The organism is Clostridium sp. AM49-4BH (genome assembly GCF_003478335.1).
GTDB lineage: Bacteria > Bacillota > Clostridia > Lachnospirales > Lachnospiraceae > Butyribacter.
The window spans coordinates 17,073-27,360 of the sequence record NZ_QUFB01000042.1 but is presented as its reverse complement, the minus strand read 5'-3'; the positions used below and the strand labels follow the sequence as shown (position 1 = coordinate 27,360).

The following is a 10,288-nucleotide window of genomic DNA, read 5'->3' as shown; positions in this document are numbered from 1 at the left end:
TTTCAGAAAAATCTCAGAATTTCAATTCAATTTCATTTTTCAGGAAAATCTCAGAATTTCAATTCAATTTCATTTTTCAGGAAAATCTCAGAATTTCAATTCAATTTCATTTTTCAGAAAATTTCAGAATTTCAATTCAATTTCATTTTTCAAGGAAACTTCAGACTCTCCATTGATCATAGATTCTCAAGACAGAAAAGATAGAAAAATACCGAGAACATTATTGTTCTCGGCATTTGATATATACAACTTTGTACGCAAGTACGTCTCTTTTTGATTAACGCTTGCTAAACTGTGGAGCTCTACGAGCTTTCTTAAGACCGTATTTCTTACGCTCTTTCATACGAGGGTCACGAGTTAAGTAACCAGCTTTCTTAAGTACCGGACGGAAGTCAGCGTCTACTGTCAAAAGTGCTCTTGCGATACCATGACGGATAGCGCCTGCCTGTCCTGTAAATCCACCACCACGAACGGTAACTTTTACATCATACTTATCGGCAGTGTTTGTTGCCTCAAGTGGCTGACGAGCGATGATCTTCAATGTATCAAGGCCGAAGTACTCATCCATATCTCTTTTGTTTACAGTGATCTTACCTGTTCCAGGTACTAAATATACTCTAGCAATACTGCTTTTTCTTCTTCCTGTTCCATAAAACTTTGTGTTTGCCACGATGATTTCCTCCTCTCTTAGTTAGCTCTCTCTACGATTTCTAATACTTCCGGCTTCTGTGCTGTCTGCTCATGCTCTGGACCAGCATATACATGAAGCTTCTTAAGCATCTGACGTCCTAATGTTCCCTTTGGAAGCATTCCCTTTACAGCATGTGTAATAACATACTCAGGCTTCTTAGCTAACATCTCTTTCAGAGTAGTCTCTTTCATTCCACCAACATAATCTGAATGATGATAATAAATCTTCTGCTCTAACTTCTTACCTGTTACTTTAATCTTGTCCGCATTAACAATGATCACATAATCACCTGTGTCGATATGCGGTGTATAAATCGGCTTATTTTTACCTCTTAATACATTTGCAACCTCTGATGCGAGGCGTCCTAATGTATGTCCTGTAGCGTCAACTACATACCATTTTCTCTCAACCGTGGATGGGTTTGCCATAAAACTTTTCATCCCAGTACCTCCTAACTAAATTCTCAACTATACTCTTTTTCGTCTGTAACAAATGCGGAATGTCCGAACCGCTTTGTTATCTGTCGAAGCGCTTATTATGTCGGTCACCGGGGCTTTGGTGTTCCTGACACACGCCACACTGACCTATTATATTACGAGTAACCTTTAAAGTCAAGCAATTATATTCACTTATTATGCTATGCTAATATAATCTGATTCCCTTTTACCAAAAAATCTTTCCCTTCTTCGTACACTGTTTTCCCATCATAACTTTGCACCCGAACGGTATCCTTGATCGGTTCATATAATAATTTTGTAGACATGCCTTCCATGAAAAAGCACGCCTTCCATGAAAAAGCACGCCTCCCGGTAAATTTCTCTCGTTTCCTATACCGGTTTCATTATTTTTTGTAAATCCATACTCTCATCTCTCCTTCTTCACGATTGGCCCACGCAAAATATGGGATCCATTTCAAAGTGACCGGCTGATATTCTTCTCTCTCTGCCTTATAATACAATGGGTCGCTGTCGGTATTGGCCTTTTTGCGAAAACCAGCAAACTGATAACCAACAGCCTCTCTCCCCAAAAATGGTAGTGTGTAAGTTTCGGCCTGTTCCACTGCCTCTGGAGATGCGTATAACATATGCAGCTGCGCCCCATTGTCAACTTCTTCCAAACAATATACCAACGGGCCACACACTAACGACATTTGCCGGCTATTTTCACGAACCAGCGAATTAGCCTCATAAAAGACTGGTTTCATTGCAAAATGCGGACGTATTATTACCTTCTTTTGTCCATATATAGCAAGGTACAAATACCCCTCTCGGTACTCATAGCTCATCCCGGCTTTCTGCTGCCCGTCACCACAACTGTTCAAAGTCTCGCTCTGTACGTTTGCAAGATCCACCGGCCAAACAGTTCCGTCTTCGTCCTCCACTTCTACGCTCCATTGTTCTGCCCAACCAGGAATACGAATCGCCAACGTTCCCTCTGCCTCACTCGGATTATTCAACCGAACAGCTATGTCTGAAGTATATGGCAAATGACTGGTCGTCTCAATCTCCACGGTCTTTCCCTGCCATTTTGTCCGCAAAACACTTCCCATATAAAGGTCGATCCAAGTCGTATTCTCTGCATGATGGGCAATATATCTTGTAATAGAACCGATCAATCTCGCTAAATTCGGCGGGCAACAGGCACAGCCAAACCATTTTGCACGCCGGCTCCTTACATGCCAAAGCCGCTCATCTTCTTTACACGCTTTCGGATCCACCTCGAGCGGATTCGTATAAAAGAACTCAGTGCCATCTAACGAAATCCCACTTAGCACGCTATTGTACAACGCACGTTCCATAACATCCGCATACTCTCCCTTTGGCTGCAATTGAAGCATTCTCTTAGCCCAAAACACCAAACCAATTGCCGCACAAGTCTCCGCATACGCACTATCCGCCGGAAGATCATAAGCATAAGAAAAAGCTTCTCCATGACTGGTCGCCCCAACGCCACCGGTGATATACATTTTTTTGCGCGTTACATTTTTCCAAAGACGTTTCGCCACTTTTGCAAGCTCACCATCGTCATATTCTACCGCAAGATCTGTAAGCCCGGAATACAAATACATTGCACGCACAGCATGCCCCACCGCTTCCATTTGCTCTTGCACCGGCTGCTGCGCCTGATAATAACGCATATCGGAATCTTTTTCGCCATGCTCTTTTCGAAAATAATTTGGCTCCCTGCCACGCTCCAGCACAAAATATCTTGCTAACTCTAAATAAGAAGTTTTGCCGGTATGACGGTACAGACGCACTAACGCCATTTCCGCCAGTTCATGCCCCGGATAACCATGGCACTTTCCTTCCTCTTTACCAAATAATTCGCAGATCAAATCTGCAAACCGCTCCGCCAAATGCAGCAATTGCTTTTTGCCAGTCGCCTCATAATAAGCCACTGCCGCTTCTGCCAAATGTCCAAAACAATAGAGTTCGTGATGATCCCTTAAATTGCTAAAGCGTTTCTTCGGATTTTTAATACTGTAAAAGGTATCCAAATATCCATCATTAAGCGTTGCCTCTTCCAAAAGGTCCACCATCTCGTCTATGGTATGCTCTAGCGAGTCATCTGCCTTCATCATCAGACTATACGCTGCTGCCTCGATCCACTTATACAGATCACTGTCCTGAAAAACATATCCATAAAACGCATTATCCCCTTTTTTATGTTCCGGGAGCAGAGCATTTCCTCTCGGCAAACTCACAAAATCATCGGTCGGCTGTTCGGGCAGCGTCACTCCCTGTCTACGTAGTGCATTCACACGTGCCGCAGTACGAAAATTGCGAATGCAATAACTTTTATCTGCTCCCTCAATCCGGTCATTCAGTGCCTCCCATTGATATGGCAGCACTTTTTCCCGGATCAAGCGTACTTTCTCGCCCCAAAAAGCATCTTTTAATTGTATCTTTTCTTCACAATACATATGCAATCCTCCTCGCATCAGAAATCTACTAACATCATAAAACAACTGCCTGTATAACACAATCTCACGATGTTCATAAAAGTATCAAAAAGTAAGATTTCAACTTGCTTATTTAACGCATCATGTTGTACTATTTTAATAAGGAGTAAGATCAAGGATTTTGTTGAACATGCACTAAAACAATAGGAAGGAATTGCTATGCGATTTTTATGGTTAGGAAAATTTCAATCGGACGCACCAGACTGGACACACCCTGCAAGAGAACTGGGCGAATATGAATTAATGATCGTAGATCATGGAACACTGTATATTGCCGATCACTCCCAAACACACACCGTTCGCAAGGGAGAATATCTGATTATGCCGCCCACCACTTTACAGCACGGTACCAAGCCGTCTTCCTGTGGTTTTCACTGGCTGCATTTCGAAACTTCTGATCCTATTCCCTGCCCACTTACCGGAACCGTCACTAATACGGAATTAATTCTTGCCATGCTAAACACGATGCTGCAACTGGAACAACATCAACATTCCTCTGCAACAACCTATCTACTCCAAGCTCTGTTAGAAGAACTCGGTTACGAAAACAATACCATTACCACACCACCGCATCGTCCTTTGCGCGAGCGTATTGACGAATATCTAAAATATCGCCAAAATACACCACATATGGTTCGTACTTTGGCAGACTATTTTGGATATCATGAAAAATATTTTTCGACCCTGTTTTATAAAGAAAATGGCATTCATCTGAAGCATTATCTAATGGAGCAAACCATGGAAAAAGGAAAAGCTCTTTTGCTAAATACCGATCTTCCCATTCACGAAATAGCTGCCGCCTGCGGCTTTCGCGACGCCCATAACTTTTCTCGAGCTATACGGACAGCGTACCATATGACACCCACAAAACTCCGGCAAACTTTTTCTCAAAAATAATCCCTACCGTATTGCAATTTGTGGTAAAATAGGAATGTACTGCGCTTGTGTGCACGAAAGCGCTGCCAACAGGCAAACCAAAGTATTATCTCAACAGCACTAAATACGTGCACGGAAAAGAGGAATATATGAACAAAATGAAAAAACTTGCTATTGCAACAGGTTGTTTTCTTTTGTTGCTGGTGTGCTCTCTCTATTGCAGCACAAACAAGGCCTATGCAAAAGAACAAACAGAATTTATCGTTGGATTTGATGCCGAGTTCCCACCATATGGTTACTTGGACGAAAGCGGAGACTACATCGGTTTTGATCTGAGTTTGGCAGAGGAAGTCTGCAAACGAAATGATTGGAAGCTGATCAAGCGCCCTATTTCATGGGATTCCAAAGATTCTGAATTAACTTCAGGTGCGATTTCTTGTATTTGGAATGGTTTTACGATGAATGGACGAGAGAAAAGCTACACTTGGTCAACTCCTTATCTAAACAACTATCAGGTAATCATTGTCCGCAAGGACTCTTCTATTAAAAAGCCTGCCGATCTCAAGGGAAAGGTTTTGGTCGTACAAAGCGATTCTTCTGCACTTGCTGCTTTGACGGGAGACGATGCTACACAAGCTAACCGCCAGATTGCAGATTCTCTCAAAGAGCTGCAGCAGGTCGGCGACTACAACTCTGCATTTATGAATTTGGAAAGTGGCATGGTTGACGCCATTGCGATGGACTATGGTGTTGCCGTCTATCAAATGTCTGCCAAATCCGATGAATTCCGCATTCTCGATGATTCGCTTTCTGCAGAACAGTATGCCATCGGTTTTAAGAAAGGAAACACCACACTTCGCGATAAAGTACAGACGACATTATTAGAAATGTTATACGATGGCACATTAGAAAATATAGCCAAAGAATGGGGCTTGAGCAAAAGTCTCTGCCTCAGCTTTGACGACAAAACATACATCGATGGCGGTGCAGTGCCAACCATTGATACCAGCAAATTAACAAAGGTGACTCCGGCTCCGGACAAACAGTCACAAACCAAGGGCTCTAAAAATAAAGTCAAGAAATTATCCGCTGCACAGATTGCAAAACAGCTGCGCAAAGGTATGATCTCGACATTATTGATCTTTTTCCTGACAATTTTGTTCTCAATTCCATTGGGACTGCTTGTTTGTCTGATCCGTATGTCACACTGGAAGCTGCTGCAGTATATTGCAAAGATCTACATTTCGATCATGCGTGGTACCCCATTGATGCTGCAGCTATTGGTTGTATTCTTTGCACCGTACTATGCGTTCCACATACATACACCGTATTCGTACCGCTTCTTGCTGTGATCATCGGATTTTCCTTGAACTACGCCGCATATTTTGCTGAGATCTACCGTGCCGGATTCCAAGGTATCCCGATCGGTCAGCGTGAAGCTGCCACTGTCATGGGTTACAATCGTCTGCAGACATTCGGATACATTCTGTTCCCACAGATGGTCAAACGCGTACTGCCTCCGGTCACGAACGAAATCATTACCTTGGTCAAAGATACTTCATTGGCGTTTGCACTGGCATATACAGAAATGTTTACCTTGGCAAAACAGATCGCAGCTTCTCAAACCTCACTGCTGCCGCTGTTTATCGCCGGCGTATTTTATTACGTCTTTAACTTCGTAGTAGCATACGTCATGGAAACACTGGAAAATAAATTGAATTACTATCATTAAGAAAGGAAACTAAGCTTTATGAATATATTAGACATGAAACATATCAAAAAAAGCTTTGACGGTAAGATCGTATTGCAGGATATCGATCTGCAGATCTCTCCCGGCGAAGTTGTTTCAATCCTTGGCCCGTCCGGTTCCGGTAAATCTACACTGCTTCGCTGTGCGACATTTCTGGAAACGATTGACAGCGGCGAGATCGCATACAACGGGAAAAGCGTGGTAACGACAGAAGGCGATCATGCCATTTATCCAAAACGCAGTGACATTTTGGAAGCACAATCCAATTTTGGATTGGTCTTTCAGAATTTCAACCTGTTTCCACATTTTTCAGTATTAAAAAACGTCTATCATGCACCACTTAAGGTTCAGAAAAGGACCGATAAGGATGAAGTGATTTCTGAGGCATATGACCTGTTGACAAAAGTTGGTTTGTCAGACAAATCAGACGCTTATCCCTGCGAACTGTCCGGCGGACAGCAGCAGCGTGTTGCGATTGCACGTGCTCTCGCATTACATCCAAAGATCATGTATTTTGATGAGCCAACCTCTTCTCTCGATCCGGAGATCACCGCAGAAGTTCTCCGATTATTGAAGCAGCTTGCTTCCGAAAAAATGACAATGGTTATTGTAACGCATGAAATTGACTTTGCCAGAGCGGTCTCAGATCGTGTCATCTTTATGGATGGCGGTCTGGTCGTTGAAAACGGCAAACCGGAAGATGTCATTGACAATCCGAAAAACGAGCGCACGAAAGCATTCCTCAAGAAATTGCATGTATAATGACAACATTTAGGAATGCAGATTGTGTAACAACGTAACAATATAAACGAGCATTTTCCTATCAATTAAAACAAAAAAAGCCCGGCAGAAATCATACCGTGTATCAAACCAAAAAGCGAAACGTTTTTGGCGGTACCGCAAGCATTCCTGTCGGGCTTTCTTTATATTGATAGTATCATACATTAATGAACCTTGTTATCCAACTCACAAGCTCACAAAGTCGCCTATGATATCCATCTAACAATGGCTATTTTACTTTTTTGTCTCGTGACAGATAAAGAATGTATACTGCAAAGGCAATAGCGATCATCATCCATACACCAAAGATTACCGGTGAACTGTCCTTAAATTTATCATAATATCCCTTAAAATAAATGACTAAAACGATCATCGGCAATACATACCGCATATATCTGCGAAGAAATTTTGGAAAATTCATACCTACTCCTGTATTGGTCTCTTCCAAAAATCGTTCAAATCCCCAACCGCTTTTTTTCGTACAAAACAGTACAAATAACAGACTTCCAAGTGGAAGAATATTACTGGATACCACAAAATCTTCAACATCCATGATCGTTGATCCCGGTCCAAATAACTGGACACCAGACCACACATTAAATCCAAGTACAGTTGGCATGGATAATACTGCAATGCCGACTAAATTGACCGTTAACGCTTTCCGACGCTCCCAGCCAAACACATCCATGCTCATGCTGATGATATTTTCAAACACTGCGATCACTGTGGATAATGCCGCAAAGGACATAAATACAAAGAAAAGCATTCCCCACAATGTTCCACTTGGCATATGGTTAAATACATTTGGCAGTGTGATAAACAGCAGTGATAGTCCTGCATCCGGGCGGATTCCAAAAGAAATACACGCCGGGATCACAATAATTCCTGCAACAAATGCGATCAGTGTATCTAACACCAATACATTGATCGCCTCTCCGGTCAGCTTGCGTTCTTTGCCCAAATAACTGCCGAAGATCTCCATCGAACCCATTCCAACACTCAACGTGAAAAACGCCTGCGTCATCGCATCAAAGATGACATTTCCCAATCCACGTTTCTTCACATTTTCGAGGTTCGGGATCAAATAAAAAGAAAGGCCTTTACTGCTTCCTTTTAACATGACTGAATTGACTGCCATAACAGCCATCAATACGATCAATGCTAACATCATTTTCTTTGTAATATTTTCAATACCATTCTGTAAGCCCAGTGCGCACACACCAATACACAAGGCAACTACTAATAACATAAAAAACATCATTTTGCCTGGTGTCTGCATAAAGCTCTGATAATACTGTTCGATTTCTTTGACATTCGCCTGACGTAGTGTCCCCTTGGCACAAACGCCAACATAATAGATCATCCAGCCCGCTACCACTGTATAAAACATCATTAGCAGATAATTACCGCACAGTCCATACCAACGAAACTGATGCCATCTTCCTTTGCCACCGCTCAATTTACGCAATGCTGTTCCAATGCTCGCACCACTGCCGCGACCGATTGCAAACTCGCATACTAAAATTGGAAATCCAAGAGCAAATAAGCAGACCAAGTAGATCAAAATAAAGATTGCTCCTCCATTATTTCCGCATACGTACGGAAACTTCCATACATTTCCCAGTCCCACCGCACATCCTGCAGATACTAATATAAAGCCAAGGCGGGATGCAAAAGTTTCTCTGTTTTTACTCATTTTTTATTCCATTTCTATCGTTTAATATTGTTCACAAACCTGTTATGTCAAGGAGTTCTCACAGTATGTATCTGCAATGAAAAATACATCCCATGGTCCATTATCTGCGAATACTACTACAGCTGAATAAAGCCTAATGACTGTAATAATAATGCAAATAGCAGAATTGGTGCAATCCCTTTGATCATCGCAATATACAGATATTTTCTGCCAAAACGTTCTCCGTTAACAGTTACCTCATCAATGACCGTCTTAGGTTTCACAACCCAACCGATCAAAATGCATGTGAGCAGCGCCACCGTCGGCATAAAGCAATAGTTACTGATATAATCCAATATATCCAGTATCTGTCCTGTCGATCCATTTGGCAGTGGCAGCTCGAAATATAACTTGTTATATCCAAGACAAACAATGACACCACCTATGACTCCATACGTTGCCACAATAGATGTACTCTTATGTCTGGTCCAGTGAAATGCATCCATCAAACTGGAAACGATCGCTTCCATAACAGATACCGAAGAAGTTACTGCCGCAAAAATAACCATCAGGAAGAACAGCACTCCGACAACCGTTCCGGCTTTGCCCATTGCCTGGAATACCTTTGGCAAAGAATCAAACATCAGACCGGGTCCGGCGCTCATTCCTTCTGTCCCCATAAATACAAATACAGCAGGCACGATCATAAGTCCGGCAAGCATCGCTACCAAAGTATCAAAAATTTCGATCTGATTGATCGATTTCATCAAATTGACGTCTTTCTTAACATACGAGCCGTATGCAACCATGATTCCCATCGCCACGCTGATCGAGAAGAAAAGCTGTCCCATCGCATCCATCAGAATAACAAAAAATTCTTTGCCGGTCATTCCCTTAAAATTAGGAATTAAATATACTTTCAATCCCTGCAGACCGGTTCTGGTAACACCACTCGCATCTGTATGTGTGATCGTCAGCGAATACAATCCAATGCCGATAATCAAAAATAATAAAATTGGCATCAGGATCTTACTGTATTTTTCAATTCCCTTATTCACGCCATTAAACACAACGAACGCTGTCATTATAAAGAAAATAAACATCCAGATGATCGGTTGATATTGTCCTTGAATAAATCCCGCAAAATAATCGTCGCCCGCTGCCGCTGATCCTGCACCGGTGACAAAGGTTGCGAAATATTTTACAACCCATCCACCGATCACGCAATAATATGGCAAGATGATAATTGGTACAAGACATGCCAAAACACCAAGACCTTTCCACTTAGGCTGAATCGCTGCATAAGCAGTAAGGGGACTCCGTCCCGTTTTACGCCCAATGGCGATCTCTGTTGTCAATAACGTAAAACCAAATGTCACTGCTAAGATCAAGTAGCATAAAATAAACACACCTCCATGATCCTTTGCCGCTAAATAAGGAAACCTCCATATGTTTCCTAACCCCACAGCACTTCCTGCAGCAGCCATAACAAAGCCGATCGTGCCGGTAAAATTTGCTCTTTTTTTGTTCATTTTTTCATCCTTTCCTTGTTCC

The 10,288-nt window shown here is 42.2% G+C and carries 10 protein-coding genes; 4 read left to right on the top strand and 6 right to left on the bottom strand.

What is annotated here, in order from left to right; translation table 11 throughout:
- Positions 1–277 precede the first annotated feature (277 nt).
- The 4 genes from rpsI to DW981_RS11205 all read right to left on the bottom strand — a co-directional run bounded on the left by rpsI (position 278) and on the right by DW981_RS11205 (position 3,614).
- Positions 278–670 (bottom strand): 30S ribosomal protein S9, encoded by a 393-nt coding sequence (gene rpsI / locus DW981_RS11215; protein WP_022024067.1) that lies wholly within the window; start codon positions 668–670, stop codon positions 278–280.
- Positions 671–687: 17 nt separating this feature from the next.
- Positions 688–1,131 carry a 50S ribosomal protein L13 gene (gene rplM / locus DW981_RS11210; protein ID WP_022024066.1) on the bottom strand — a complete coding sequence of 148 codons (444 nt, stop codon included), beginning with the start codon at positions 1,129–1,131 and terminating at the stop codon, positions 688–690.
- 197 nt (positions 1,132–1,328) lie between these two features.
- A complete protein-coding gene (locus DW981_RS15955) occupies positions 1,329–1,463 on the bottom strand; it encodes a hypothetical protein (protein ID WP_279220195.1) in 135 nt (44 codons plus the stop codon).
- Positions 1,464–1,532: 69 nt separating this feature from the next.
- On the bottom strand, positions 1,533–3,614 hold the full coding sequence (locus tag DW981_RS11205; protein ID WP_243034733.1) for a beta-L-arabinofuranosidase domain-containing protein: 2,082 nt from the start codon (positions 3,612–3,614) through the stop codon (positions 1,533–1,535).
- Between the two features lie 198 nt (positions 3,615–3,812).
- On the opposite strand from DW981_RS11205, the gene DW981_RS11200 reads away from it, so the two are divergent.
- From DW981_RS11200 to DW981_RS11190, 4 genes are all read left to right on the top strand, one after another.
- On the top strand, positions 3,813–4,550 hold the full coding sequence (locus DW981_RS11200) for an AraC family transcriptional regulator (RefSeq protein WP_118507778.1): 738 nt from the start codon (positions 3,813–3,815) through the stop codon (positions 4,548–4,550).
- A 128-nt stretch (positions 4,551–4,678) separates the two neighbouring features.
- A complete protein-coding gene (locus DW981_RS15725) occupies positions 4,679–5,881 on the top strand; it encodes an ABC transporter permease subunit (protein WP_347474565.1) in 1,203 nt (400 codons plus the stop codon).
- 14 nt (positions 5,882–5,895) lie between these two features.
- On the top strand, positions 5,896–6,261 hold the full coding sequence (locus tag DW981_RS16225) for an ABC transporter permease subunit (RefSeq protein ID WP_347474564.1): 366 nt from the start codon (positions 5,896–5,898) through the stop codon (positions 6,259–6,261).
- A gap of 18 nt (positions 6,262–6,279) precedes the next feature.
- Positions 6,280–7,041 carry an amino acid ABC transporter ATP-binding protein gene (locus tag DW981_RS11190; RefSeq protein ID WP_022025214.1) on the top strand — a complete coding sequence of 254 codons (762 nt, stop codon included), beginning with the start codon at positions 6,280–6,282 and terminating at the stop codon, positions 7,039–7,041.
- Positions 7,042–7,288: 247 nt separating this feature from the next.
- On the opposite strand, the gene DW981_RS11185 is transcribed toward DW981_RS11190, so the two are convergent.
- Both DW981_RS11185 and DW981_RS11180 read right to left on the bottom strand, forming a co-directional pair.
- Positions 7,289–8,755, bottom strand: a complete 1,467-nt coding sequence (locus DW981_RS11185; protein WP_118507777.1) for a sodium-dependent transporter — start codon at positions 8,753–8,755, stop codon at positions 7,289–7,291.
- Between the two features lie 116 nt (positions 8,756–8,871).
- Entirely contained in the window at positions 8,872–10,266 is a 1,395-nt protein-coding gene (locus DW981_RS11180; RefSeq protein ID WP_118507776.1) for a sodium-dependent transporter, read from the bottom strand.
- Positions 10,267–10,288: the final 22 nt, after the last annotated feature.

Excerpts from the sequence above, each read along its gene's own strand:
- rplM (WP_022024066.1), bottom strand. The coding sequence starts at position 1,131 with ATGAAAAGTTTTATGGCAAACCCATCCACGGTTGAGAGAAAATGGTAT.
- DW981_RS15955 (WP_279220195.1), bottom strand. The coding sequence starts at position 1,463 with ATGGAAGGCATGTCTACAAAATTATTATATGAACCGATCAAGGATACC.
- DW981_RS11205 (WP_243034733.1), bottom strand. The coding sequence starts at position 3,614 with ATGTATTGTGAAGAAAAGATACAATTAAAAGATGCTTTTTGGGGCGAG.
- DW981_RS11200 (WP_118507778.1), top strand. The coding sequence starts at position 3,813 with ATGCGATTTTTATGGTTAGGAAAATTTCAATCGGACGCACCAGACTGG.
- DW981_RS15725 (WP_347474565.1), top strand. The coding sequence starts at position 4,679 with ATGAACAAAATGAAAAAACTTGCTATTGCAACAGGTTGTTTTCTTTTG.
- DW981_RS11190 (WP_022025214.1), top strand. The coding sequence starts at position 6,280 with ATGAATATATTAGACATGAAACATATCAAAAAAAGCTTTGACGGTAAG.
- DW981_RS11185 (WP_118507777.1), bottom strand. The coding sequence starts at position 8,755 with ATGAGTAAAAACAGAGAAACTTTTGCATCCCGCCTTGGCTTTATATTA.
- DW981_RS11180 (WP_118507776.1), bottom strand. The coding sequence starts at position 10,266 with ATGAACAAAAAAAGAGCAAATTTTACCGGCACGATCGGCTTTGTTATG.